Source organism: Pararhizobium arenae (assembly GCF_001931685.1).
Taxonomy (GTDB): Bacteria; Pseudomonadota; Alphaproteobacteria; order Rhizobiales; family Rhizobiaceae; genus Pararhizobium; species Pararhizobium arenae.
Genome location: NZ_MOOY01000006.1, coordinates 304,146 through 328,828 on the forward strand (window position 1 = coordinate 304,146; position 24,683 = coordinate 328,828).

23 protein-coding genes and 1 tRNA gene are annotated in these 24,683 nt (G+C 58.9%); 7 read left to right on the forward strand and 17 right to left on the reverse strand.

Annotated elements, in window-relative coordinates; genetic code table 11:
- Positions 1–32: 32 nt before the first annotated feature.
- From BLX89_RS15490 to rplU, 11 genes are all read right to left on the reverse strand, one after another.
- Positions 33–2,060: a diguanylate cyclase gene (locus BLX89_RS15490; RefSeq protein WP_143523639.1), complete on the reverse strand. Its 2,028-nt coding sequence runs from the start codon at positions 2,058–2,060 to the stop codon at positions 33–35.
- Positions 2,061–2,254: 194 nt separating this feature from the next.
- Positions 2,255–2,737, reverse strand: coding sequence for a 23S rRNA (pseudouridine(1915)-N(3))-methyltransferase RlmH (rlmH, locus tag BLX89_RS15495; protein WP_075291843.1), 483 nt, complete (start codon positions 2,735–2,737; stop codon positions 2,255–2,257).
- 271 nt (positions 2,738–3,008) lie between these two features.
- Entirely contained in the window at positions 3,009–3,500 is a 492-nt protein-coding gene (rsfS, locus tag BLX89_RS15500) for a ribosome silencing factor (RefSeq protein WP_075291844.1), read from the reverse strand.
- A gap of 90 nt (positions 3,501–3,590) precedes the next feature.
- Entirely contained in the window at positions 3,591–4,175 is a 585-nt protein-coding gene (locus tag BLX89_RS15505; RefSeq protein ID WP_075291967.1) for a nicotinate-nucleotide adenylyltransferase, read from the reverse strand.
- A 36-nt stretch (positions 4,176–4,211) separates the two neighbouring features.
- Positions 4,212–5,492: a glutamate-5-semialdehyde dehydrogenase gene (locus BLX89_RS15510; RefSeq protein ID WP_075291845.1), complete on the reverse strand. Its 1,281-nt coding sequence runs from the start codon at positions 5,490–5,492 to the stop codon at positions 4,212–4,214.
- On the reverse strand, positions 5,485–6,651 hold the full coding sequence (proB, locus tag BLX89_RS15515) for a glutamate 5-kinase (RefSeq protein WP_075291846.1): 1,167 nt from the start codon (positions 6,649–6,651) through the stop codon (positions 5,485–5,487). Before proB ends, BLX89_RS15510 begins: the two co-directional genes overlap by 8 nt.
- A gap of 1 nt (position 6,652) precedes the next feature.
- Positions 6,653–7,663: a GTPase ObgE gene (gene obgE, locus BLX89_RS15520; RefSeq protein WP_075291847.1), complete on the reverse strand. Its 1,011-nt coding sequence runs from the start codon at positions 7,661–7,663 to the stop codon at positions 6,653–6,655.
- Between the two features lie 181 nt (positions 7,664–7,844).
- On the reverse strand, positions 7,845–8,429 hold the full coding sequence (locus tag BLX89_RS15525; protein ID WP_075291848.1) for a GNAT family N-acetyltransferase: 585 nt from the start codon (positions 8,427–8,429) through the stop codon (positions 7,845–7,847).
- Positions 8,426–9,058, reverse strand: a complete 633-nt coding sequence (locus BLX89_RS15530) for a GNAT family N-acetyltransferase (protein ID WP_075291849.1) — start codon at positions 9,056–9,058, stop codon at positions 8,426–8,428. The genes BLX89_RS15525 and BLX89_RS15530 overlap by 4 nt, the downstream gene beginning before the upstream one ends.
- Positions 9,059–9,187: 129 nt before the next feature.
- On the reverse strand, positions 9,188–9,457 hold the full coding sequence (gene rpmA, locus BLX89_RS15535) for a 50S ribosomal protein L27 (protein ID WP_062586136.1): 270 nt from the start codon (positions 9,455–9,457) through the stop codon (positions 9,188–9,190).
- A 33-nt stretch (positions 9,458–9,490) separates the two neighbouring features.
- Positions 9,491–9,856 carry a 50S ribosomal protein L21 gene (gene rplU, locus BLX89_RS15540; protein ID WP_075291850.1) on the reverse strand — a complete coding sequence of 122 codons (366 nt, stop codon included), beginning with the start codon at positions 9,854–9,856 and terminating at the stop codon, positions 9,491–9,493.
- 290 nt (positions 9,857–10,146) lie between these two features.
- Here rplU and BLX89_RS15545 point away from each other — a divergent pair.
- Positions 10,147–10,236 (forward strand) — tRNA-Ser (locus tag BLX89_RS15545).
- Between the two features lie 118 nt (positions 10,237–10,354).
- Positions 10,355–11,572, forward strand: coding sequence for a TIGR03862 family flavoprotein (locus tag BLX89_RS15550; RefSeq protein ID WP_075291851.1), 1,218 nt, complete (start codon positions 10,355–10,357; stop codon positions 11,570–11,572).
- Here the strand turns inward: BLX89_RS15550 and BLX89_RS15555 are convergent.
- From BLX89_RS15555 to BLX89_RS15565, 3 genes are all read right to left on the reverse strand, one after another.
- Positions 11,567–12,880 (reverse strand): sensor histidine kinase, encoded by a 1,314-nt coding sequence (locus BLX89_RS15555; RefSeq protein WP_245292834.1) that lies wholly within the window; start codon positions 12,878–12,880, stop codon positions 11,567–11,569. The two genes, BLX89_RS15550 and BLX89_RS15555, sit on opposite strands and share 6 nt — an antisense overlap.
- 23 nt (positions 12,881–12,903) lie before the next feature.
- Positions 12,904–13,566 (reverse strand): response regulator, encoded by a 663-nt coding sequence (locus BLX89_RS15560; RefSeq protein ID WP_075291853.1) that lies wholly within the window; start codon positions 13,564–13,566, stop codon positions 12,904–12,906.
- Between the two features lie 88 nt (positions 13,567–13,654).
- Complete coding sequence (locus tag BLX89_RS15565) at positions 13,655–15,295, reverse strand: phosphoethanolamine transferase (protein WP_075291854.1); 1,641 nt, start codon at positions 15,293–15,295, stop codon at positions 13,655–13,657.
- 439 nt (positions 15,296–15,734) lie between these two features.
- Here BLX89_RS15565 and leuB point away from each other — a divergent pair, with 439 nt between their 5' ends.
- The 3 genes from leuB to BLX89_RS15580 all read left to right on the forward strand — a co-directional run bounded on the left by leuB (position 15,735) and on the right by BLX89_RS15580 (position 18,082).
- The gene (gene leuB / locus BLX89_RS15570; protein ID WP_075291855.1) at positions 15,735–16,847 is read left to right on the forward strand and encodes a 3-isopropylmalate dehydrogenase; all 1,113 of its coding nucleotides are present in this window, start codon (positions 15,735–15,737) and stop codon (positions 16,845–16,847) included.
- 150 nt (positions 16,848–16,997) lie between these two features.
- Positions 16,998–17,675 (forward strand): phosphatase PAP2 family protein, encoded by a 678-nt coding sequence (locus BLX89_RS15575; RefSeq protein WP_075291856.1) that lies wholly within the window; start codon positions 16,998–17,000, stop codon positions 17,673–17,675.
- 125 nt (positions 17,676–17,800) lie between these two features.
- Complete coding sequence (locus tag BLX89_RS15580; RefSeq protein ID WP_143523640.1) at positions 17,801–18,082, forward strand: hypothetical protein; 282 nt, start codon at positions 17,801–17,803, stop codon at positions 18,080–18,082.
- A 163-nt stretch (positions 18,083–18,245) separates the two neighbouring features.
- On the opposite strand, the gene BLX89_RS15585 is transcribed toward BLX89_RS15580, so the two are convergent.
- A complete protein-coding gene (locus BLX89_RS15585) occupies positions 18,246–20,126 on the reverse strand; it encodes an MFS transporter (protein ID WP_075291858.1) in 1,881 nt (626 codons plus the stop codon).
- A gap of 634 nt (positions 20,127–20,760) precedes the next feature.
- On the opposite strand from BLX89_RS15585, the gene BLX89_RS15590 reads away from it, so the two are divergent.
- Both BLX89_RS15590 and BLX89_RS15595 read left to right on the forward strand, forming a co-directional pair.
- Entirely contained in the window at positions 20,761–21,795 is a 1,035-nt protein-coding gene (locus tag BLX89_RS15590) for an aspartate-semialdehyde dehydrogenase (RefSeq protein ID WP_075291859.1), read from the forward strand.
- Between the two features lie 214 nt (positions 21,796–22,009).
- On the forward strand, positions 22,010–22,831 hold the full coding sequence (locus BLX89_RS15595) for a lytic murein transglycosylase (RefSeq protein WP_075291968.1): 822 nt from the start codon (positions 22,010–22,012) through the stop codon (positions 22,829–22,831).
- Positions 22,832–22,889: 58 nt separating this feature from the next.
- Here BLX89_RS15595 and BLX89_RS15600 read toward each other — a convergent pair whose 3' ends face one another.
- Both BLX89_RS15600 and pdxY read right to left on the reverse strand, forming a co-directional pair.
- Positions 22,890–23,531 carry a carbonic anhydrase gene (locus BLX89_RS15600; protein WP_075291860.1) on the reverse strand — a complete coding sequence of 214 codons (642 nt, stop codon included), beginning with the start codon at positions 23,529–23,531 and terminating at the stop codon, positions 22,890–22,892.
- 154 nt (positions 23,532–23,685) lie between these two features.
- Positions 23,686–24,561 carry a pyridoxal kinase PdxY gene (gene pdxY / locus BLX89_RS15605; protein ID WP_075291861.1) on the reverse strand — a complete coding sequence of 292 codons (876 nt, stop codon included), beginning with the start codon at positions 24,559–24,561 and terminating at the stop codon, positions 23,686–23,688.
- Positions 24,562–24,683: the final 122 nt, after the last annotated feature.

Genomic DNA, 24,683 nt, shown 5'->3' on the forward strand with positions numbered 1-24,683 from the left:
AAATGGCGAGAAAGCCGCCAATTGAGTGACAATCAGCCTGCCGCCATGCGCTTCTGCGGCCCGTCTTCCGGCATGGCGGTGAGGCAGGCCTGAATCTGGTCCATTGCCATCGAGGCGAAGCCAGCGAGAAGGTTCTGTTGTTCCCGGCTAAAGGCCGAATGCGGCACCGTATCGACGATGCACAGCGTGCCGATTTTCGCACCACTCACCGCTTCCGTCAGCGGTGCACCGGCGTAGAACCTGAAACCGCGCTCACCTTTGACGAGTTCGTTTCCGGCGAAACGTACATCCTTGGCTGCATCCAGAACCACCATCGTTTCCGAACTCGCAAGGGCGTGGGAACAGATCGCCATATCCCGCGCCGTTGATTCAAGCTCGATACCAAAGCGACCGACAAAGCGCTGCTCTTGCGAATCCACGATCGTTACAACCGCGATTCCTGTTCCAAGGGCCTGTGACGCCATCTGGCTGATGCCGTCAAGCGATTGCCGGACGGTCGGGGTCAAAGCCTTAAGAACCCTCTCGACACAGATCAAGCGTGCAGCTTCGTCAGCCGGCCGAAGCGCCGGTATGCCGCTCGCGACGACGAAACGGCTGATGACCCGGTTTCTCCCGCTACGTTTGGCGCCGTATAGCGCCTCGTCAGCCGCCGCGACCAGCGCATCTGCATTCTGCGGTCCATCGTGTCCTGTGGGCTCAAAGGTTGCCACCCCGAAACTCGCCGTCACACGACCGAGGCTTGAGCGCGCATGCTCAATCGCCAGCTCTTCGATGGCGCGACGAACGTCCTCTGCGATGACATCAGCCAAGGAGGCATCTGTATCTGGAAGTATGATCGCCATTTCCTCGCCACCATAGCGGGCAACGGTATCGGTTTCACGATCAAGCCGGTCGCGGATCGTCTGAGCGATTGCGCGCAGACACTCATCACCCTTCTGATGGCCATAGAAATCGTTGAACAGCTTGAAACGGTCTACATCGATCATGATCACGGACAGAGGCCGTGCCCCCGCCTGGGCGTTTGAAAATGCCTCGTCCAAGCAGATGTCAAATCGGCGACGATTGAACAAACCGGTAAGTTCGTCGATATGAGCCAGCCGGCGATAGCGCATTTCGCTCTTGCGGCGGAACTGGAATTCCCTGGCGAGCATGACCGAAAGAAAGACGACACAGGCTGCCAGGGCCAGAAACGACACCGCGGTCATCGAAGCAAGACGTAGCCAACCTGCGTATATTTCCTCGACCGATAGCCCGACCGTGACAATCAATGGCAGGACGGCGACCCGACCGACGTTGAACAGCCTCTCGACACCATCGATCGCGGATGGCGCGACGAAGGATTTCTCAGCCGTTGCAAGTTTCCAGAAGATATCGGACGCCACATAATTCGCTCCGACAGTGCCTGGAATTTCGGGCGCCCGCAGCAAGAGAGTACCATCCGTGCCGTAGAGGCTGATAGCCCCCTTGTTGCCAAGCTCGAGAGAGCTGAACAAAGGCATGAAGGAGGACAAACGCAGGGAGAAGACGGCTACACCCGAGAACTTGCCTGTTGCGTCCGTCAGTCTGCGACTAAGAATGACCGCGGGCTCCTTTAGGGGGGAAACACCCACCGTCTTGGCCGTAAAAAGAAGATCCTGCCTGCTGCGCTCCTGCGTAAAGAAGAAGGCCTCATTGGCAAAATTCGTTCTCAAGCGCGGACTTGTCTCGGAGCTCAGCTTCAATTCCCCCCGGGCGTCGAGAATATGGATTTCGCCGATACCGACCTCACTGCCGGAGCCGCCCAAAAAGGCGCGACGCTTTTGCGGATCAAAGCGGAAATTGGGGTCGACGCGCAGAAGCTCGCGCACGGACATGAGGGCCTGATCGGCACCATGAAATGTCTGGAGGATCTCGCGCTGAACCGACACGCCGAGATTGTTGGCGGCCACTTCGGCCTGCACCCAATCCTGATGGCGCTGGTCGGAAAGCAGAAGAGCAAAGAGGGCGATGAACCCTGAAAGGGTGACAAGAAGGACCGCGGACCAGAGAACGACAGTGATACGGCGGCGCCTCGAAATCACGACGTCATCTTGCGGCAGAATAGTGGATGCGCCCTTCACATTCGTCCTTCCGAAAGGGACGCGGCGCACGCTCAAGTGCCACCCGCGATTTCCTGCAGTCGCAACTGCAGAAATCAGGCTAACATCGAGACACTTAATGCCGTGTTACATCAGGTAAACAATGTGGGCACGTATTCGAGGCGCGATAGCCGAAGTCAAATACGATGGTATGGGTGGCCGGAAAGAATAGTGACCGCTCGGTATAATTGTTCGGCTATCAGGATACGCACCAGTTGATGGGGCCAGGTCATTTTGCCGAGACACACCACCGCGTCAGCCCGCCCATGAAGTGAAGGATCAAGTCCATCGGCGCCGCCGATGGCGATCATCAAGTCACGCTTGCCCATATCGCGAAAAGACCCGAGGAGCGAGGCAAAAGCAGGTGAATCCAAGGCCCTGCCGCGCTCATCCAGGAGAAGGAGTAGACTGCCCTCGGGCAAGGATTTTTCAAGCATGCCCGCCTCCTCGCGTTTGCGCGTGTCGGAGCTGGAAGCACGGCTCTCAGCCACCTCCACGATGCGGGAAAATTCAAGACCGATGGCCGGCCCTGCTTTGGCAAAGCGATCGAGATAGCGTGCAGCCAGATCTTTTTCCGGGCCGGCCTTGAGGCGTCCGACGGCAAAAAGACCAACACGCATGAGTTTACTCCAATTCGTACACTCGCGGCATCGAGCGACGCCGGGGACCGCTCCGAGAACACGACGTTTCCAAGTCCGGTTCGGGCCGCAGCCGGTCATGCTTGCATTGCCGTCAAAGCGGCGGCAATCCGCATACGCGCGTTATCCGACGCCTCGCAAAGACAGCACCTGCAGCGTCTCTGGCAAACAAGCTTTCCTTAGGCGCGTCTTCCAACGAACCAGAAATGCGTGCCATTAATGCATTGGCTTCAGTCGCCGTTGCGTGACATGCCTAATGCAGCCGACCGTCTTCCATGTCCGGCGCAGCCCACATCTTCTCGATGTTGTAGAACTCGCGGATCTCCGGTCGGAAGATATGGACGATGATGTCGCCGCTGTCGATCAGAACCCAATCGCCCGTTTCCAGACCTTCGACGCGGGCATTGCCATGACCCTCGTCCTTGAGATCGGAAATGAGATGGTCTGCTATCGCCATGACATGCCTGCTCGACCGCCCCGAAACCACGACCATGTAGTCCCCGAGCGCCGACTTTCCGGCAATGTCGATAGTGACAATATCTTCCGCTTTGGAGTCCTCGAGACTGTTGAGGACCAGGTGAAGAGCACGCTCGGCAAGATCGCTGCCTTGGGTCGTGCTGTGAGGGAAAATGCGTGTAACATTTCCCTTCGCGTGTGCTGTTGTCAGGGTCTTTCCTTTCCAGTTTAACAGAACAGGCACCACGACTCGTCTTGTCCAACGAGCCGTCACACCAAATGTAGGCATCAATGCCTTAACGTTTCAAGACACGAGAAATAAATGATGGATTGTTCCCATTGTTCCGAGGCAGATCGGCAACGGTGGATCTGAAGACGCTCATTCCATCTTCGTCCTCAGTGCTGTGGAGCTCAACGGCGAACGCGGCCCATGGATGAACGTCCAGGCGGGGGCAGCGCGCGATGCGAGATTTGCGGCATCCTCCTCATCGACCCGGGCGTAGTCGAAGGTTTTCGCCATCTTCGAGGACAAGTAGGACAGCGTTGCGCCCGGCCGATCAATGACCGCGATCGGATAGGTTTTTGCGATCGTCTGCCAATCCTGCCAGAGATGAAAACTTTTCAGATTGTCCGCGCCCATGATCCAGACGAAACGCACGCCGCGGTTCTTCTGGCGGATCTTTTCCAGCGTACGCGCCGTATAGCTCTGCCCAAACCCCTGCTCGAACGCCGTCACCTTGATGCGTGGATCATGTGCGATCTTTTCACACAGCGCGATGCGTTCGCAAAGCGGCGCCAGTTGATTGCGGCTTTTCAACGGATTACCCGGGGTCACCATCCACCAGAGCTGATCGAGCTTCAACCGGCGCAGCGCGATATCCGCTACCAACTGATGGCCCGCGTGGGGCGGATTGAACGAGCCGCCAAACAACCCTACCCGCATGCCCGGCTCGACATGCGGCATCTTCAGGTAGTGCGTGGCAACGCCGACTTCACTCACTTAAGCGCGAACCTGACCGCTGCCGCGCACCCGGTACTTGAACGAGGTCAGTTGCTCGACGCCAACGGGGCCGCGCGCGTGCATCTTGCCGGTCGCAATGCCGATTTCTCCGCCCATCCCGAACTCGCCGCCGTCGGCAAACTGGGTGGAGGCGTTGTGAAGCAGAATGGCCGAATCTATTTCAGCAAAGAAACGCTCGACCACCGACGGGTCTTCCGCGATGACAGCGTCCGTATGGGAAGACGACCATTTCGAAATATGCTCGATCGCGCCGGAAACGCCGTCGACCAGGGCGACCGAGATGATGGCATCGAGATACTCCGTCGCCCAGTCTTCTTCTGTCGCCGCAATCAGGCCCGGCATCATGGCGCGCAGTTCCTCACACGCCCTGACTTCGCAGCCGGCTTCCAGCAGGGCCGTCAGCAATGGCTCCGCGAAACGATCCTTCACTGCGCGATCGATCAGCAATGTTTCGGCCGCCCCGCAAATCCCGGTGCGCCGCATCTTGGCGTTGACGACGATTTTCCTCGCCATCTCCAGATCGGCAGACTTGTCGACATAGACGTGGCAAACGCCTTCGAGATGGGCAAAGACAGGCACCCGCGCCTCGTTCTGCACGCGCGCAACAAGGCTTTTGCCGCCGCGCGGCACGATGACGTCGATCGTTCCGCCAAGCCCGGTCAGCATCGCCCCGACCGCGGAACGATCGGCAACAGGAACCACCTGGATAGCATGCTCTGGAAGCCCTGCATCCTTCAGCCCCCGCACGAGGCAGGCATGGATAGCCTGCGATGAATTGAGACTGTCCGACCCACCGCGCAGGATCACGGCGTTGCCAGCCTTGAGGCACAAGGCACCCGCATCAGCCGTCACATTCGGCCGACTTTCGTAGATAACGCCGATGACGCCGAGCGGCGTGCGCACACGCTCGATATGCAGACCGTTCGGCCGGTCCCATTGGGCCATGATATGGCCCACCGGGTCAGGCAGCTCGGCAATCGCACGAATGGCATTGGCCATGTCGAGCACGCGGCCTTCCGTCAAGGTCAACCGGTCGAGGAAAGAGGCGGCAACACCGGTCTCACGGGCATTTTCAAGATCAAGCGCATTGGCCGCAAGAATTTCGTCCCTCCGGGCAACGATAGCACTTGCCATGCTCACAAGGGCGGCGTGCTTGCGCTCCGCCGACGCAATGGCCAGTGGCCGGCTGGCGGCGCGCGCCTGACGGCCGATGACCGCCATGATTTCCTGGATTTCCTTTTTGCGCGCATCGTCAAGCATGAGCGTCACTCCTCTCCGACTCGGCTTGCCGCCGGGCCGCCGTCATTACCATGTCATCACGATGAACCATGGCCGCACGCCCGGCATAACCAAGGATCGCGGCAATTTCCGCGGATTTGCGCCCCGCAATCTGGCGCGCTTCATCCGCATCATAACCGGCAAGTCCGCGGGCAATCTCGCGGCCCTCTGAGCCGATGATGGCAATCGTATCGCCGCGGCTGAACGAGCCGATAACCTGGCGAACGCCGGCCGGAAGCAGGCTCTTGCCCGAACCCAGTGCATTTTCCGCACCCGTATCGATCGTGATGCTACCGGCCGGCAGCAATTGCCCGGCAATCCAGGTTTTGCGTGCCGTCACCGGAGAGGCCGATGGTGCAAACCACGACGAACGCGCGCCCTCGACCAAGGCCTGCAGCGGACGCTCCGTCTTGCCAGAAGCGATGATCATGGCGCAGCCGGCCGCCGTCGCGATCTTGCCGGCATCGATCTTTGTGCGCATGCCGCCACGGGACAGTTCGGACGCCGCGCCACCCGCCATCGCCTCGATCTCCGGCGTGATCGCTGCAATGGTTTCGAGGAAACGTGCATCGGGATCGAGATGCGGCGGCGCGGTATAGAGCCCGTCAATATCCGACAACAGCACCAGCAGATCGGCCCCCGTCATGGTCGCCACGCGGGCCGCCAGCCGGTCATTGTCGCCATAGCGGATTTCCGATGTGGCCACGGTATCGTTTTCATTGATGATCGGCACCGCGCCGATCTTCAGGAGTTGGCTGATCGTCGCCCGCGCGTTGAGATAACGGCGGCGCTCTTCGGTATCGCCCAGCGTCAACAAAATCTGCCCGGCCACGATATCATCGTTCGACAGGCTCTCGGACCAGGCGCGGGCAAGCGCAATCTGTCCGACCGCCGCCGCTGCCTGACTTTCCTCAAGCTTCAACGCGCCGGACGGCAGATCCAAGACACTACGGCCAAGTGCGATCGCGCCGGAGGAAACGACGAGCACATCGACGCCCCTCGCCTTCAGCGTGGCAATATCGGCACACATGCCATCAAGCCATTGTTTCTTCAGCCCCGTCTTGCGATCGACCAGCAGCGCCGATCCGATCTTGATGACGATCCGGCGATACTTTTCCAAAGGTTTGCGGGTAGCAGTCATGTCAGTCGTCGTCCCCGACCGTCTGAGCACGCACGATAACATCACGCAGCGCCCGGAGCGTGTCCGTCATTCCGGTTCCGACGATCGCGGAAAGCAGACGCGGCGTCTGGCCGCAGACTTTCGCCAGCGCTTTCTGCTTCTTCTTCAACTCGTCCGGATCAAGCACGTCGATCTGCGATAGGGCGACGATCTCCGTCTTGTCCGTGAGTTCGCCGCCATAGGCTTCCAGTTCGTGTTTTACGGTCTTGTAGGCCTTGGCGACATCTTCTTCCTGCGCGGAAACGAGGTGAAGCAGCACGCGCGTACGCTCGACATGGCCAAGGAACCGGTCGCCGAGACCGATGCCTTCATGCGCGCCCTCGATCAGCCCCGGGATGTCGGCCAGAATGAACTCGCGCCCATCGATCGTGGCGACCCCAAGGTTGGGATGCAGCGTCGTGAAGGGGTAATTGGCGATCTTCGGACGTGCGCGGGTGCAGGTCGCAAGGAACGTGGACTTGCCGGCATTGGGAAGCCCGACCAGACCGGCATCGGCAATCAGTTTCAGGCGCAGCCAGATCGTCTTTTCCTCGCCCTCAAGACCCGGATTGGCCCAGTTCGGGGCCTGATTGGTCGAGGTCTTGAAATGCGCATTGCCGAAGCCGCCATTGCCGCCGGCCGCGAGACGGAACCGCTGACCTTCGGCGATCATGTCAATGATCAGGGTCTCCTGATCCTCTTCGAAAATCTGCGTGCCGACCGGAACCTTCAGCGTCACGTCAGCACCGCCGGCGCCCGTGCGATTGCGCCCCATGCCGTGGATACCCGTGCCGGCCTTGAAATGCTGCTGGAAGCGAAAATCGATGAGCGTATTCAGACCGTTGACGGCCTCCACCCAGACATCGCCGCCGCGCCCGCCATCACCACCGTCCGGCCCCCCGAACTCGACGAATTTCTCGCGCCGGAACGACACGGCACCCGCACCACCATCGCCGGAGCGGATATAGACCTTCGCTTCATCGAGAAATTTCATCGTCTTGCCAATCGTCGTTGTGCGCCTGCGCCGAAGCCGCCATCGATATAGCTGCTCACAGCGCAGGTCAAAGAATATCCTGCTATTTCCGGTCTCAACCGATCATCCGAACCTGTTTTGGCATGATCAGCATCCGGACATATGAAAATGCGCCGGAGGACCGGCGCATTTGATCTTCAATCTATTGCGGCGAGCGAAGTGCAGCCGCCGTGATCGCGGTTTCGATATGGCTCACCATCGCATTGCGCGCGAGCGCGTAAATGTCGCGGCAGCCGGTGATCTCGAAGCCGAGAGCCTTCTGAAGCTTCAGCGATGCGCCATTGTCGGCGAACACGCCGGAATGCAGCACCGCCTGCGGCATCCGCCTGAAGAACCGCTGGATTGTCGCATGCACCGCCTCACAGGCATATCCCCGGCCCCAGTAGTAACGGTTCAGCCAGTAGCCGAGATGCCACTGACCATGGCGCAACTCCAAGCCGACGCAGCCGATGTGAACGTCGTCGCCATCGGTGATCGCCAGCGTCCAGCCTGCGAACAGGCCGGAATTCTGGCGCACCAACCAGTCCAGCGCATCCTGCCGGTGATAGGGCGTCGCCACCCGGGCCAGCATGCGCGAGACCTGATAGTCACCGAGCGACTGGGCAACAGCATCGGCGTCATCGAGCCGGTGTGGTCGCAGGACCAGACGTTCCGTGCGGATGGTGGGGCAGGGACCGAGATCAGGCTTCTGCGCCGCGACCGGCCGTTCCCGCAGATGAGCGGTCATCTCAAGCCTCCCCAGCTGCGCAACGACATCCAGGTCTTGCGGTCGAGCCTGTACCACTCGACGGCCATCATGCCGCCCAGCGCCAGGCTCTCGACCATGCCGCTGCCCTGGAACTGGAAACCGCACTTCTGGATGACCCGCCGTGAGGCGACGTTCATGACCCGGCACCGCGCATCGATCTGGTCGATGTCGCGGGTACGGAAAGCCATGTCGGTCAGCGCCTGGGCGGCCTCCGTGGCGTAACCCTCGTTCCAGTAGGGCTCGCCCAGCCAGTAACCCAGCTCCGCCGTCTTGCCATCGGGATGTGGCTCGATACCGCAACAACCGAGAAACGCGCCGTTATCCGCTTTGGTGATCGCGTAGACGCACTTGCCAATCGTGCCCGTCTTTGTACGTCGTACAAAATCCGCGGCATCTGCCACCGTGTACGGGTGCGGCATGCGCGAAACCATGGTGGCGATATTGGCGTTGTTGGCAAGATGGGCAAGGGCGTCGATATCGTCTTCATGCGGCGTGCGCAAAACCAGCCGTGGCGATAACAATATCGGGCAATCGGTCCTTGACCTTTGAGGCCTTGGCCTCTCCTGGGGGGACCGGGATTGGTCCTGCCTCAACAATTCGGTTTGCATCTTAAGTCCTCCAAAGACACGAAAAAAGGGGAGATGGGTATTGCCCCATCTCCCCTTTTGATCTTTGGCGAAAACCAGATGCGGTCAGCCGGGTCGATGAGACGCCGGCTGTTTTAGAGCGCTACCGGCTTATTCCGCTGCTTCCGCTTTCGGCATGACAGACACGTACACGCGGCCATTGGCCTTCGTACGATAGTCCACGTTGCCTGCCGTAAGCGCAAAAATGGTGTGATCCTTGCCGAGGCCGACATTGGCGCCCGGATGCCACTGCGTACCGCGCTGACGCACGATGATGTTGCCTGCGACGACAACTTCGCCGCCAAACTTCTTCACGCCAAGGCGCTTGGAGTTGGAATCGCGACCGTTACGCGAAGAACCGCCAGCTTTTTTGTGTGCCATGGTATGTCTCCTTTAAACCTTAGATCCTGGGGCTCAGTTGGCAGCTTCGGCGGCTTCAGACTTCTTGGAAGCCTTCTTCGCCTTGCCGGCAGCAACGATGTCCAGAATGCGGACAATCGTCTGGTGCTGGCGATGACCGCGCGAGCGCTTCGAGTTCTGGCGACGACGCTTCTTGAAGGCGATGACCTTCTTGGCGCGACCCTGCTCGACAACCTCGGCGCTGACAACAGCACCTTCGACAAACGGAGCACCGATGGCAGCATCGGCGCCGACGCCGACCATCAGGATCTCGGTGAATTCAATCTTGTCGCCTGCCGCGCCGTCGAGCTTTTCGATCGTGACGACATCGTTGGCGGCCACGCGGTACTGCTTACCGCCGGTCTTGATGACTGCGAACATTTTTTATCCTTTCATGTTCGTTCCGGCTCTCCATCCAGGAATGGGGCCGTCTTTTTCTCAGTCGGACAATGACAAGGCACTAGGCCTTGCCGGTGAACGGGCACAATAGAAGCCCGGCGCGGTGAGGGCATGCCACACCACTTCAAGTGCCGCGATTACTTGAAGCGGCAAAACCTGTCAAGACGAGACATCTGATTTTGCGTCATTTTCATGAATCCGCCCCCTTGCCATCCTGATCGTCTGCCGCTATGAACCGCCTCGCGCTTAAAAGCGTCGACCAAGGATGACCCGGAGAGGTGGCTGAGTGGTCGAAAGCACCGCACTCGAAATGCGGCATACGGGCAACCGTATCGTGGGTTCGAATCCCACCCTCTCCGCCATTATCCCTTTGTCCAACCCGGACACAAAGTCTCTTCTCCTCCGACTTTAGAAATCGGGTTGCCTTGCAGCTGATGTCATGGTGTACGCAAGAGGCCCTGCCCATGCGATGAGAGCACGATGATAAAGCCATACAAAGTTGCCATTGTCGGTGGAGGACCCGCGGGCTTGATGGCTGCGGAAGTGCTGTCTCGGTCCGGCCTCCATGTCACTGTCTATGAAGCCATGCCCACTGTGGCACGGAAATTTCTTCTTGCGGGGAAATCGGGCCTGAACATTACCCATGCCGAGCCCTTTGAGCTTTTTCAAACCCGCTTTGGCGCAGCCAATGACCTATTGCGGCCAGCCTTGGTGGGGTTCACGCCGGGGGATGTCCGTGCATGGGCGAGCTCATTGGGAACCGAAACCTTCGTCGGTTCCTCGGACCGCATCTTTCCCAAAGCGATGAAGGCATCGCCGCTTCTGCGGACGTGGCTGAAGCGACTTGACGAGCAGGGCGTCGACATCCTAACCCGCCATCGCTGGACCGGTTTCTCGGATACGGGCGCTCTCCTGATTGAAACACCACAGGATACGATTTCGGTTGCTTATGACGCCGTGCTTCTGGCTTTGGGTGGCGCCAGCTGGCCGCGTCTGGGATCAGACGGAGCCTGGACGAAGGAGCTTGAAAAATACGGCATCAACATTTCTCGCCTGCGTCCCGCCAATTGCGGCTTCGATGTGGACTGGAGCGAGTTCTTTCGCGAGCGCTTCGCAGGTGCGGCCCTGAAGTCAGTGAAGGCCACGTCGGATGCAGGATGTTTTCCGGGCGAATTCGTCATCTCCGCCACCGGTATCGAAGGCAGCCTCGTCTACGCCCATGCCGCTGCCTTGCGCGATCGCCTTGAACGCGGGGAGGATACCGTCCTGACAGTGGATCTGGCCCCTGGACGGACCCGGGAACGCCTGGCACAGGATCTCGCGAGGCAGGATAGCAAGACCAGCCTTTCAAACCGGCTTCGCAAGGGTGCCGGGTTGGAGGGTGTCAAAGCCGCGCTTGTCCGGGAAATGGCAACCACCAGGGATGCCGCTGCGCTGGCGGACCTTATCAAGGCGCTGCCGATCCAAGTTGTCCGTCCGCGGCCTATCGCCGAAGCCATTTCGTCGGCTGGCGGCATCGATTTTGCGGAGATCGATGGCGACTTCATGCTGAAGAAGATGCAGGGGATCTTTGTCGCCGGGGAGATGCTGGACTGGGAAGCCCCGACGGGAGGTTACCTGCTCACCGCCTGCTTCGCGACGGGAAAGGCCGCGGCGGAAGGGATAGGGCGTTTTTTCTCCCGGAGAACAACATCATAAGGTGAGGCGAGCCTCCACCCCGTCCCCTCGTCCGGTCGCGGGTGATCGCAACTCGAACGTCCCGTTCATCTGGGACACGAGTTTTGCGATGATCGAAAGCCCCAGCCCGGCGCCGGCGGCCATGGTCTTGCCGCGAACAAACCGCGCCGTGAGGGTGGAAAGCGTATGGGCATCGATAAGCGGCCCACCATTCGCAACCACGATTGTACCATCCGCGGCCGCATAAATCCGAACAGGCTGGTGTGCGTCCCCATGAGCAAGCGCATTCTCAAGAAGGTTGCGCATGACGATGGCAAACGCATCGGCGTTGATCGGCCTGACGAGCGTCGTGCCTTCGGCGATTTCCAGCTCGATCTCCGCCCTGGCAAGAAGAAGCCGCCTCATCTCATCCGTCACCGCCCGCAGCACCGGCACCAGATCCGCCGGGTTGTCGTTTACCGCAATACCCGCCTCGGCCCGGGAGAGCTGCAAAAGCTTCTCCGCGAGACGCCCGAGGTTTCCAAGAGAGCGGGCGATCTGTGTCGCCCGTGCCTTTGAGGCCGCGTCGGTCAGCTCCTCAATGAGGCGCTGGGTTTGGGCGAGGGCGCCCGCGATCGGCGTGCGAAGCTCATGCGCGCTGTTGGCCGTAAACTCCCGCTCCGCCTCCAGCGCTGCCTTCAGTCGTTCGAGCAGAAGATTGACCGAATGCGCGATCGGCTGCAGCTCCACCGGCAGAGCAAGCTCTTCAAGCGGCGCCATGTTTCCCCCGTCCTTTCCGGCAATCGTCTTCCGAAGAGCCTCGACCGGTTTCAGCACTCGGCGCACAATCACCCGAATGGCAATGATACTGGCGGGTACCAGCACCAGCAACGGCAGGATCAGCGTGCTGCCAGCTTCGACTGCAGCCTCCCGCCGGAAAGAGAGCGGATCGGCCACCTGAACGAAAATAGAATTATCGGCGGAAACCGCAGTATAAATCCTGTGCGTCGGCGTATCGTGATATCCGCGTTTCAGGGGCGCATCCAGGGGAGGGCCGGACAGGGCATGGGAACGCAGGAGAACGGCTCCATCGGCGTCCCGGACCTGATAGGTGAGATAGGCCTCTTCGGGCAATACATCCGATGCTATGCGTCCCGGTCCATTGGAATTGCCGGCCTCCCGCGCAAGATCATCGAGCACGAGTGGCATAAGCCGATCTGCCGTCTCTTCCAGCACACTGTCGAAGATTTCCCCGAACTCTTCGAGCATCACCATGATACCGAGGCCTGCCGCCACCAGCCAGAAAGCGGTGACCGTGCCCGTCAGGGCGACAATGAGCCGACGGCTCATGCTCGACTTCACCAACCGCGCCCTCATGCCTTCGCATCCAGACTGTATCCAAGACCTCGCACCGTTGCGATTCGATCCCTGCCGATCTTCTTGCGAAGGCGGCTCACATAAACTTCCACCGTATTGCTTTCGATTTCGGAGCCGAAGGCATAAAGAGCTTCCTCGATCTGGATTTTCGAGACGATTGCTCCGGGTCGTTCCATCAGACGCTCCAGCACGGCCCATTCCCGTGCGCTCAGTGATACGGCAGCACCATCGGCAAGCAGGTGACGATTGGCCAGATCGATGACAAGGCCCGGCAACCGGACGATCGACGCCGGCTTTCCGGCATAGCGCCGCGCGACGGCAAGGATACGAGCGGAAAGTTCGTCGAGATCGAAGGGCTTTATCAGATAGTCGTCGGCACCGCTGTTCAGTCCCTCAATCCGGTCACTGATCTGGTCATGCGCTGTCAGGATGATGACGGGCGTGGCATCCCCTCCCGCGCGAAACTGCTTCAGCAACGTCAAACCTGACCCGTCGGGCAGGCGCAGGTCGAGCAGGACAAGTCCATAGCCGGTAACCTCCAGCGCTGCCCTGGCATCCGCTACCGTAGTAAACCAATCGACCGCATGCCCGTTCGCGAGCACATGGTCGCGAACGGCTTCCCCCAGAATTTGATCGTCTTCCACCAACAAGATGCGCACGAGAGTTTACTTAGGTTCGATTTCAATAAGTGCGTGACGCTGACGATAAAGCAAATTGGTCGAGCGTACAGCGTTCGCGATTGAATGTTCAGGACGTTGGGATCGACCGGCAAGCGGCAAATACGTCCAGGTAAGGGTCATAGATGGAGGTCTGGATGTTCATCATTCCGAGAACGGTGTGAAAGAGATTGTCATGGGATTGGGGCTCTTCCGTCGTTTTCTGGACGCAGGACCGTTTGAGACCATTGGTTGCCGCGAAATCCTGATCGAACCAAAGGACAAATGGGATATGGGTCTGTTCTTCCGGCGCCATGAAATAGGGCATGCCGTGCAGATAGATGCCGTTTTCACCCAGCGATTCGCCATGATCGGACATATAGAGCATTGAACCGGCAATCTTGTCTGCGTGCCGCTTCAGGCGATCGATCACCCCAGCGAGCACATGATCCGTGTAGAGGATGGTATTGTCATAGGCATTGACGATCTCCTGGCGGGTACAGGTCGTAAATTCAGCCGAGCGGCAGTCGGGTGTAAATTTGCGGAATTCCTCCGGATAGCGCAGGTGGTAGGCGGGTCCATGGCTTCCAAGCTGGTGGAGCACAAGCACACTGTCGCCCTTGACCGTGCTGAGCCAGGCATCCAGCCGATCGAGGAACATGCCGTCAAGGCACTCCCCATCTTTGCAAAAGCGGGGATCATTGATCGCAGGGAAGCTGACGCTATCAATCCGGTCCGCGACCCCCTTGCTGCCGGTGTTGTTGTCCCACCATGCGACATCGACGCCGGCATGGGCGAGAACATCTGGCAGGGTCTCGGTCGAAAGCCCCTTCATGTGCGTATACTGTTTGCGCGTGTAGATCGAAAACATGCAGGGCAGGGATACGGCAGTTGCGGTGCCGCAACTGGTTGTCTGCGGAAAGTAAAGGACTTGCCTTGCCTTCAGCTGGGGGTTGGTTTCGCGCTCGTATCCTCCGAGCGAGAAATCTGTCGCCCGCGCGGTTTCACCGGCAACGATGATGGTGACGCGCGGCTTTTGCGAGGGCATGCCGACGCTTACACGTTTGGCATCGGAGCCGAGCGGTTCGACGAGGATGTGACGCTCGCCACCACGGTCGATCGTATAGTCGATGGCGCTTGCCAGAGGCAAAAATGGATTGATGATACGCGCCAGATCCTGATGGGTCCGAACCGTCGAGGAAAAGACGCGCGCCTGACTGACTGCCGATATGCCGAAAGCCAGAAGGCAAGGCAGGATGATCGCGAGGTTCCAACCGAGTTTCGACCAGAAGGGGCGATGGCTGATTTCAATCCAGACAAGCAGCAGGCACGGAACAACTGCCGTCAGCGCGAGATGCAGAAACAGGCCGGGCGTGAAAAAACGGCTCGACTCGGGACCAGTTGTTTCCACGACATTGCGGATCATATCGGCGTCAATGATGACACCGTAGTTATCCGTGAACCATGCGGCCACTGAAGCTGTGATAATCAAAAGCCCGAAAAGAGGCTTGGTGAGGTATTTAACCGAAAAAGCCGTCAGGATTGCGGTGAACAGCGCAAGAAGCCCTATGGCAAGGGCACAAAGCGCGACGGTGCTTCCGGACATATAACTGTCGGCGCGCAGCCAGAATGTTCGGTTGAGAACAGACAGCAGAAAGAGCGCGACAACAAAGCTCAAGGTGGCACTGCCGATACGCGGTCTGTTTCGGGCGAGATAGGTAACAAGCGACACGGGATGAAATCCTGACCAGTTTTGACTGGCTACGGATTTCTGCTCTGATGCTGACAGGAACCTGAACGAGGCTGATAAGCGAACAGTGTCTCGACTAGCGCGGCTGTTCTGTTTCATAACCAGCGGGCGAGAAACAGTTGTTTCGACCCGTCAACGCTTCCTGTCGTTGAAGGTAAGGATATCGAGCGTCGCCCGCATCAGGGCAAAAATCGAGGCTAGAACTTTGCGCATGGTTTCCTCCAGAAGCTTTCCGAAGTGCTACACTTCGATGGCCTTGAGGATCACATCATCTTGTTGCCTCGGTTGTTTCGGCGGGAACTTAAACAAAACGACATCATCGACCGAATCTTGCTTCAAGCACGTTTTCCTTGGCAGAAAGTTGCGTTAAGAACGCGCCCGACAAGACGTCCAGACATTGTGCAAACACAAGGAATTCCCCATGACAGTGCGAAACCTGCTCCTTCTGCCCGGCGACGGCATCGGCCCGGAAGCCATGGCGGAAGTTCGCAAGATCATTGCCTACATGAATGACGAGATGGCGGCCGGCTTCACGGTCGATGAAGGCCTCGTCGGCGGATCTGCCTATGACGCCCATGGCGCGGCGATCTCCGACTCCGACATGGAAAAGGCAATGGCGGCGGATGCCGTACTGTTCGGCGCGGTCGGTGGCCCGAAATGGGATGACGTGCCTTACGAAGTGCGCCCCGAAGCGGGCCTTCTGCGCCTGCGCAAGGACATGGAACTGTTCGCCAACCTGCGCCCCGCCATCTGCTACCCGGCGCTTGCTTCGGCGTCCTCTCTCAAGCCGGAGCTGGTCGAAGGCCTCGACATCCTCATCATCCGCGAACTGACCGGCGGTGTCTATTTCGGTGAGCCAAAGACGATCACCGACCTCGGCAATGGCCAGAAGCGGGCGATCGACACGCAGGTCTACGACACCTACGAAATCGAGCGCATCTCCGGCGTCGCCTTTGAAATGGCCCGCACGCGGCAGAACCGCGTGTGCTCCATGGAAAAGCGCAACGTCATGAAGTCGGGCGTGCTCTGGAACCAGGTCGTCACCGCCACTCACAAGGAAAAATATTCCGACGTCCACCTCGAGCACATGCTGGCGGATGCCGGCGGCATGCAGCTGGTCCGCCAGCCCAAGCAGTTCGATGTCATCGTCACCGACAACCTGTTCGGCGACATGCTGTCTGACGTTGCGGCGATGCTCACTGGCTCGCTCGGCATGCTGCCGTCCGCGTCCCTCGGCGCGCCCGATGGAAAGACCGGCAAGCGCAAGGCACTCTATGAGCCCGTGCACGGCTCGGCACCGGACATTGCCGGCAAGGGCATTGCCAACCCGATCGCCATGATCGCATCGTTCGCCATGTGCCTGCGTTACTCCTTCAATCTTGTGAAGGAAGCCGACAATCTGGAAAAAGCCATCGCCAACGTGCTCGACAAGGGCATCCGCACCGGCGACATCATGGCTGAAGGCGCGCGTCAGGTTGGGACCGTCGAGATGGGCGATGCCATCCTCGCCGAGTTCAAGGCACTTTCTGCATAACCGAGCCACACCCGCCTATGTATGAAACGGCACCTGCGTCGCGAGATAAGGGTGCCGTTTTGCGTGGCAGGGTAGAAGCATCGACCATGTAAGCACACGTTCCGGGAAAACGCCGCCTCAATCTTCGTCGTTGGGAAAAGCAGGATTTTCATGCGCAGACCATTCTCTTCCTCTCTCTGGCTGCTGCTCGCCACCGTGCTGCTCGTGGCTATCCTCCTGCCCTTTGATGGAACCCTTTCGCAGCGGGCGCAGGCTTTGCCCGAAGGCGTCGTCGCGTTCAACAATCGCATCACCGACTTCGGCACCTTCGGATGGATGATCTACGGATCCGGATCGATCGCGATCATCACCTACATCGCCAGCCGGGTCGCCAGCAGCACGAGTTTTTCTTCGAAATCAAAAACGGCTTGGCGACTCGCATTGTATTTTCTGGTGACGATTGGCAGCGCCAGTGCCCTGGTGCATGCCGCCAAGCTGATCTTCGGGCGGGCGAGACCGGAACTCTTTGCCGATTATGGCGCCCATAGCCTGTCCTGGCTTGCGGGGCACGAGTGGGTGTACCAAAGCTTTCCCTCCGGCCATTCGGCCGCAGTGGGCTCCTTCTTCGGCGCCTTTTCCATGCTGGTGCCGCGCCTGCGCATCCTGTTCCTGCTCGGCGCAATGACGATCGGCCTCACGCGGGTCGTCGTCGGAGCACATTATCCAAGCGACGTGGCAGCCGGACTGCTGCTGGGCCTGTGGGCAGCGATCATGACCGCCTTTGTGTTTGCCGCCCGCAACTGGCTCTTCCGAAGCGATGAAAACGGCTGGCCCCGACCCAAATCCTGAGCGCGCGGCGCGCGGGATCACACCATTGGAAAATCTGACTAAAAGGTCCATCGTCCTTTCGTTTGCTTGCCCGCATCCGTTCTTTGTGGAACCATGCACACACTGCAAACGGAGGATCTAAAATGTTGGAAACACTCGTCTCTCAGCTCACGGATCCGTTCCGCATAGGATTGATTCTGTTTCTGTTCCTGACGGCATTGCGAACACGCGCAGCCATGGGCCTCGTAAGTCCTCTGGCTCTCGGAGTTGTCTTCGTAGCGATCCTGCTGCCGCTGACGACAGGCGCGGAGACCTTGACGAACAACGAAGCAAAACTCACTGCGATGGCCTGTGGAATCGTCTCGAATGCCATCATCCTCGGGTGCTTTGTCTCGGCATGGGCGGTATGGACGAAGGTTCGGCAATAGCCCACGCAACACCTGCAAGAATCCAACGCCGCCCCCACCAGAACATAGACGATAACAGCAAAACGCCGCGGTTGTCGCCGCGGCGTTTTTGCTGAAATTTCTGCCTGCTGCGAAAAATCGAAACTCGCAGGCTGGCCCGAGGACCAGCCTGCTAGAACGGCAGTTATTTCGCGTCGTCCGCAAAGATATCCTTCTTATGCGTGTTGCCCGGGACGAAGATGGCCCCTATGACAACAGTCGCAGCTGCGATGACGATCGGATACCAGAGACCGCCATAGACGTTGCCGGTCTGCGCCGAGATGGCAAACGCCGTGGCCGGCATCAGGCCGCCGAACCAGCCGTTACCGATGTGATACGGCAAAGACAGGCCGGAATAGCGGATGCGGGTCGGGAACAGTTCGACGAGCATTGCTGCGATCGGTCCATAGACCATCGTCACCAGCAGGATCAGATAGGTCAGGATCAGGATGATCGCGATCTTCTGGCCGGTGAAGATATCGAAGAAGTGCTGCGCACGCGCGACCGTCGTATTGGCTTCTGCCGAGATCGGATAGCCCGCAGCCGTCAGTGCATCGTTGACGCTCTTGTTGAAGGTGGCGGTTGCGGTCTTGAGATCGTCACCGGTTAAAGCAGCAGCGTCATAGGCCGGGATCACCGTTTCGCCGATCTTGACCTGGGCGACGGTTGCAGCCGGATCTTCGACGCTCTGGTAGTTCACCGACGTACGCGCAAGCGTCGCTTTCGCGATATCGCAGGACGAGGTGAACTTTGCCGTTCCGGTCGGATTGAACTGGAACGAGCAATCATCGGGCGATGCGGTGACCGTGATCGGGGTCTGCTGCGCCGCATGAAGGGCCGGATTGGCGGTCTTGGTGAGAAGCGGGAAGACGAACTGATAGGTCACGGCGGCGATGAGGCAGCCTGCGAGGATGATCGGCTTGCGGCCGATGCGGTCGGACAGGCTACCGAAGAAGATGAAGCCGCCGGTGCCGAGGATCAACGACCAGGCCACGAAGACGTTGGCCGAGAAGCTATCGACTTTGATCACGTTCTGCATGAAGAACAGAGCGTAGAACTGGCCGGAATACCAGACAACGGCCTGGCCGGCGACGAGGCCGAGCAGGGCGATGGTGGCGATCTTGGCGTTGCGCCAGCCCCAGATGACGGCAATGACGGCAAACGCGATACCGAGGATCATTGCGATCGAAGAGTTCAGCGTGCCGGTCATGAGGGCGCCGACGAACAGGATCGGGACGATGAGCAGGACGAGAGCGTTGCGGCCAGGACCGAAAGCTTCGCGCAGCGGCGCCTTTGAAGCGGCACCCTCTTCCTTCATTTTCTTGAAGGCAGGAGATTCGTTCATCTGCAAACGAATATAGAGCGAGATCAGCAGCAGAACGATCGATCCCAGGAACGGAATGCGCCAGCCCCAAAGGTCGAATGCTTTGATCATTTTCGGCGTGCCATCGGGATTCATGACGGCTGCACCTGCGGCATCGAGAACCGGTGCCGGATCCCAGTTACCATTGACGTAGCCTTGAACCGCCAGAATGACGATAAGCGAGAGCAGAAGGCCAAGAGTTGCTGTCGTCTGGATGAAAGCCGTGAAATAGCCGCGCTGGTTGGCTGGCGCGTGTTCCGCCACGTAGACCGCAGCGCCACCATATTCGCCGCCCAGTGCCAGACCCTGTAGCATGCGAAGAACGATCAGAATGATCGGCGCCGCAGCGCCCCAGCTGGAGTAACCCGGCAGAAGGCCAACGAGGAAGGTCGAAAGACCCATGATCATGATGGTCATCAGGAAGGTGTATTTGCGACCGATCAGATCGCCGAGCGCACCGAAAACCAGCGCACCGAAAGGACGGACAAGGAAGCCCGCCGCGAAAGCCAGAAGCGCAAAGACGTTGCGGGTCGCTTCCGGGAAGGCCGTGAAGAATTGTGCCCCGATGATCGCGGCAAGCGAACCATATAGATAAAAGTCATACCACTCGAAGATGGTTCCGGCGGACGAGGCCATGATGACCTTCCGCTCCTCTCCCGTCATAGGACGTGAGCGATCCCCAGCGTTCACCTCTGCTATTGCCATTTGTGCCTCCTCCTTGTTCGCCAAACTTGCGATCGGCCCAATCGATGCCTTTGACGAGACACTGCTCCTCAAAGGCACATTTCCTCCACTTAGACAGGGCAGACTAGTTTAGATGCGCCATGTGCCAAGCCCACGATTGGTCGTAAGACCAAAGTCTTAAGCGGCTGGCGCCGCTCCAACAGCCGCACCATCCGGTATATTGTGCTGCCTCGATGGCGCTGACGCCTGAAAACGGCAAGCTTTCGAGGGGGGTGTCTTCAGCGATCAAAGTCGCACACCGCTGAAAGCCGCGCGCACGACGTTGCTGTCTTGACTCTGTTCCAGAAACGCGTATGAGCAACGGCGGAAAAGGAACTGCTTCATGCACCGTTTTGGTTTTGCCATCGCTGCGTTGATTGCCCCGGCATCGTCTGCCGGGCAGGTTTGTTCCTTGCCTATTTTTTCCAAAACTACGGCCAAAACGACGACGAAAACCGTCTAACGTCTCTGGCCCACCGCTCTCTCCCCGGCATGGCCGGGGACATGAAGCCCGCGTCCTTGGCCGGCGGGTTTCTCCCAAAGCCCGCGGAGAGAAGAGAAAGAGAGCAAGACAATGGGTTTCAAGATCGCAGTCGCAGGCGCGACCGGCAATGTCGGCCGGGAAATGCTGAACATCCTTTCCGAACGCGGTTTCCCCGTCGATGAAGTGGTGGCGCTCGCCTCCGCCCGTTCGCAGGGCACCGAAGTTTCCTTCGGCGACAAGACGCTCAAGGTAAAGAATCTCGAGAACTACGATTTTTCCGATACAGACATCTGCCTGATGTCTGCTGGCGGCGCGGTCTCGCTCAAGTGGTCGCCGAAGATCGGCGCGCAGGGTTGCGTCGTCATCGATAACTCTTCGTCCTGGCGCTACGACGCAGAGGTGCCGTTGATCGTGCCGGAAGTAAATCCGGACGCCATCACCGGCTTCTCCAAGAAGAACATCATCGCCAATCCGAATTGCTCGACCGCCCAGCTCGTTGTTGCGCTGAAGCCGTTGCACGACTTTGCCAAGATCAAGCGCGTCGTCGTCTCGACCTACCAGTCGGTTTCCGGCGCCGGCAAGGAAGGTATGGACGAACTCTTCAACCAGACCCGCGCCGTCTTCGTTGCCGATCCGATTGAATCGAAGAAGTTTACCAAGCGCATTGCCTTCAACGTCATTCCGCATATCGATAGCTTCATGGAAGACGGCTATACTAAGGAAGAATGGAAGGTTCTGGCCGAGACCAAGAAGATACTCGACCCGAAGATCAAGGTGACCTGCACCGCGGTTCGCGTTCCGGTCTTCATCGGTCACTCGGAATCGGTCAACATCGAGTTCGAAAACGAGATCACCGCCGATCAGGCGCGCGACATCCTGCGCGAAGCGCCGGGTTGCCTCGTTATCGACAAGCATGAGAACGGCGGATACATCACGCCTTACGAGAGTGCTGGCGAAGACGCGACTTACATCTCGCGCATTCGCGAAGACGCGACTGTCGAAAACGGCCTCAATATGTGGGTCGTCTCCGACAACCTGCGCAAGGGTGCCGCCCTTAACGCCATTCAGATTGCCGAACTGCTCGTCAACCGGGGACTGATCAAGGCGAAGAAGCGGGCCGCCTGAGCATAAAATGTAAGGCCTACCGCAATAAACGCCCCGTCTGTTTCGTAATAGAAACGACGGGGTTTTTCCGTAAGAGTACTTGCCGCCTTCGGGCGACAACAACGACCGGCCGGATTCACGTGAAACGTTTGTAACCCGGGTGAGCGTGACAGCAACCGCAAAGACTGACATCTTGCGGCGAATCTTTTTGAATTTGGCGATGACGGGGTTTTACATGCACAAGACGAAGTGCGTTCTGGCGGGTTTCGCGGCGATGGCCGCAGCCGTCCTCATGCCGGCGACGGCATCTGCAGCGCAATGCGGCAACAACGCTGCCGGTTTCGATGCCTGGGTTCAGGATTTCAAGGCGGAAGCTGCCGCAAACGGCATCAGCAGCTCCGTTTTGAACAAGGCCTTCGCAAACGTCAGCTATAACAAGGCGACAATCCGGGCGGACCGGGGTCAGAAAAGCTTCAAGCTTTCACTCGACCAGTTCCTGCAGAAGCGCGGCGGTCCGACGATCGTTGCTCGCGGCAAGAAGATGAAGGCACAGAACGCAGCGCTCTTCGCTTCGATCGAAAGAAGCTACGGTGTGCCTGCTGGCCCGCTGATCGCCATCTGGGGCATGGAAACCGGCTTCGGCGGCTTTATGGGCAAGGAGCACACCCTTTCGGCAGTCAGCACTCTCGCCTATGACTGCCGCCGCTCGGACTATTTCACCAATCAGCTCTACGCGGCCTTGAACCTCGTTCAGCGCGGCGACCTGAGCCCGGATGCCCGCGGCGCCGCACATGGCGAAATCGGCCAGACGCAGTTCCTGCCCGCCAACGTCCTGAAGTACGGCGTCGATGGTGATGGCAACGGCCATGTCGATATGGTCCGCTCCCGCGCGGATGCTCTGGTCTCGACCGCCAACTTCCTGCGCGGCCACGGCTGGCGGCCGGGGGCCGGTTACCAGCCGGGCGAACCGAATTTTGGTGCGATCCAGAGATGGAATGCAGCAAGCGTCTACCAGCAGGCGATTGCGCTCATGGGCGCCCAGATTGACGGCGGCTGATCGATCAGAATTCCAGTAAAAGCCCGCTGCGTGTCTACGAAGCGGGCTTTTTTGTGCCTCACATTCCGGGTCTGCGGAAATCGCCGGTGGCTGCATCCATGATCCAGAGTTCGCCGGTCGAAATGTCGAACCATGCACCATGCAGATTGAGCTTGCCCTTCTGCTCCAGAATGTTGACGCAAGGGAACGTGCGGAGATTGGCAAGCGAATTGCGGATAGAGACGCGCTCTAACGCACGCTGGCGCTCTCCAGCCGTCATAACGTCGTTCGACTGAATCTGTTCGGCAGCCGGCTTCAGAAGGTTCATCCAGCGACCGATGAAATCACCCGGAGACAGAGGCTCGGCTTCAGGGGCAAGCGCCGCCTTGATGCCGCCACAACGGCCATGCCCCATCACCACGATATCCGAAACCTTGAGCGCCTGAACGGCGAATTCCAATGCGGCCGAGGTCGAGTGGTAATGACCATCCGGCTCATAGGGTGGCATCAGATTGGCGACATTGCGAACGACAAAAAGCTCGCCCGGGCCGGAATCGAAAATTGTCTCTGGCGCGGCGCGGCTGTCACAACATGCAATAACGAGTGTCTTTGGACTTTGTCCGGTTTCAGCCAGCGCCTTATATCGCTGTTGCTGCTCGGAAAAACGGCCATTCATGAAGTTGTTGTAGCCGTTCAGCAAGCGTTCCGGGAAACGGTTCATGACAGTTTATACCCCACCGATCGTCGAGATTTCTACAGATTGGCCGCTCGATGAGTGACGGCTGACCGCCACGGTACTGATCGACCAATCCGTTTAACCGCTGAATAGGTTTTTACGCAAGTGCGGCGGGAAAAAGCTGCCTGCAAGTATCAGGCTAACGGCTCTTTTTCTGGGACGGATGAAACAGACGCCGCATCTGAACCATGGCCATCGGCGTTGAAAGGCTCGCGGCATCCTGCTCCAGCGTCAGTTCATCCGCGTCGCGTTTGCGCGAGCGAGCAACGATCTCGAAAACACCTGCGGTCGCAAGATGGAGGGCCCGCTCCTCATTTAAACCTTCAAGGATGCGAGCCAGGAACAGAGCACTCAACAGATCGCCTGTCCCGTTGGGTGGATTGTCGATCAACCGATGTTCGGCAAGCAGCGCATGATTTCCGGATAGATAGAGATTTCCCGTGCTGCCAGCCATCATCGGCACGGCCGACGTAACGAGAACTCGGGGAGGGCCAAGCGAAAGAGCCGCATCGAGAATGGCAGCATTGCTTTCCAGTTCGGCACCACAAAGCCAGGAAAGCTCGAAGCGATTCGGCGTCGTAAGGGTCGCCAGAGGCAAAAGATGATCGCGGATCGCGCTGGCAGTCTCTTCCGGCACGTAGAGCCCGGACACATCGCCGATGACGGGATCGCAGGTATAAAACAGATCCGGTTTCTTTTCCCGCAGCGTTTTAACGAGGCGTGCGACGGCTGATGCCTGGTGAGCGCTTCCAAGATAGCCTGACAGGACAGCCTTGACTTCTCCGGCCCACGGCGCACGGATCAGATCGTCGATCACGCGATCAAATTGTTCGTCAGGAATTACGATGCGGGTGGAAGGTCCGTGGCCGGGATGCCAGGGAAGCAGGACGGTTGGCAGGGCCCAGACCGGATAGCCAAGGGTCTCCAGAGCAAAAACGGCAGCACGGTTTCCCACGGAGCCACGCACCACATGGCTTGAAATGACAATGATGGCGCCGGCATGAGCTTCGGACATGACAGATTCCCGTTTCCGCGTCTGATTCTGATTGCCCGCGGGGCCAGTGATGTCAACTGCCGCTTGAGCTTTCAAGCAAGCCCAAAAGTCTGACAATTCAGCATTTTTTAGCCGATTTCGCA

Coding starts and splice junctions, on each gene's coding strand:
- rlmH (WP_075291843.1), bottom strand. CDS start 2,737: ATGCGTGTTGGTCTTTTTGCCGTCGGACGCCTCAAGGCCGGCCCGGAA.
- rsfS (WP_075291844.1), bottom strand. CDS start 3,500: ATGCCTACATTTGGTGTGACGGCTCGTTGGACAAGACGAGTCGTGGTG.
- BLX89_RS15505 (WP_075291967.1), bottom strand. CDS start 4,175: ATGCCGCATGTCGAGCCGGGCATGCGGGTAGGGTTGTTTGGCGGCTCG.
- BLX89_RS15510 (WP_075291845.1), bottom strand. CDS start 5,492: ATGCTTGACGATGCGCGCAAAAAGGAAATCCAGGAAATCATGGCGGTC.
- proB (WP_075291846.1), bottom strand. CDS start 6,651: ATGACTGCTACCCGCAAACCTTTGGAAAAGTATCGCCGGATCGTCATC.
- obgE (WP_075291847.1), bottom strand. CDS start 7,663: ATGAAATTTCTCGATGAAGCGAAGGTCTATATCCGCTCCGGCGATGGT.
- BLX89_RS15525 (WP_075291848.1), bottom strand. CDS start 8,429: ATGACCGCTCATCTGCGGGAACGGCCGGTCGCGGCGCAGAAGCCTGAT.
- BLX89_RS15530 (WP_075291849.1), bottom strand. CDS start 9,058: ATGCAAACCGAATTGTTGAGGCAGGACCAATCCCGGTCCCCCCAGGAG.
- rpmA (WP_062586136.1), bottom strand. CDS start 9,457: ATGGCACACAAAAAAGCTGGCGGTTCTTCGCGTAACGGTCGCGATTCC.
- rplU (WP_075291850.1), bottom strand. CDS start 9,856: ATGTTCGCAGTCATCAAGACCGGCGGTAAGCAGTACCGCGTGGCCGCC.
- BLX89_RS15550 (WP_075291851.1), top strand. CDS start 10,355: ATGATAAAGCCATACAAAGTTGCCATTGTCGGTGGAGGACCCGCGGGC.
- BLX89_RS15555 (WP_245292834.1), bottom strand. CDS start 12,880: ATGAGCCGTCGGCTCATTGTCGCCCTGACGGGCACGGTCACCGCTTTC.
- leuB (WP_075291855.1), top strand. CDS start 15,735: ATGACAGTGCGAAACCTGCTCCTTCTGCCCGGCGACGGCATCGGCCCG.
- BLX89_RS15575 (WP_075291856.1), top strand. CDS start 16,998: ATGCGCAGACCATTCTCTTCCTCTCTCTGGCTGCTGCTCGCCACCGTG.
- BLX89_RS15585 (WP_075291858.1), bottom strand. CDS start 20,126: ATGACGGGAGAGGAGCGGAAGGTCATCATGGCCTCGTCCGCCGGAACC.
- BLX89_RS15590 (WP_075291859.1), top strand. CDS start 20,761: ATGGGTTTCAAGATCGCAGTCGCAGGCGCGACCGGCAATGTCGGCCGG.
- BLX89_RS15595 (WP_075291968.1), top strand. CDS start 22,010: ATGCACAAGACGAAGTGCGTTCTGGCGGGTTTCGCGGCGATGGCCGCA.
- BLX89_RS15600 (WP_075291860.1), bottom strand. CDS start 23,531: ATGAACCGTTTCCCGGAACGCTTGCTGAACGGCTACAACAACTTCATG.
- pdxY (WP_075291861.1), bottom strand. CDS start 24,561: ATGTCCGAAGCTCATGCCGGCGCCATCATTGTCATTTCAAGCCATGTG.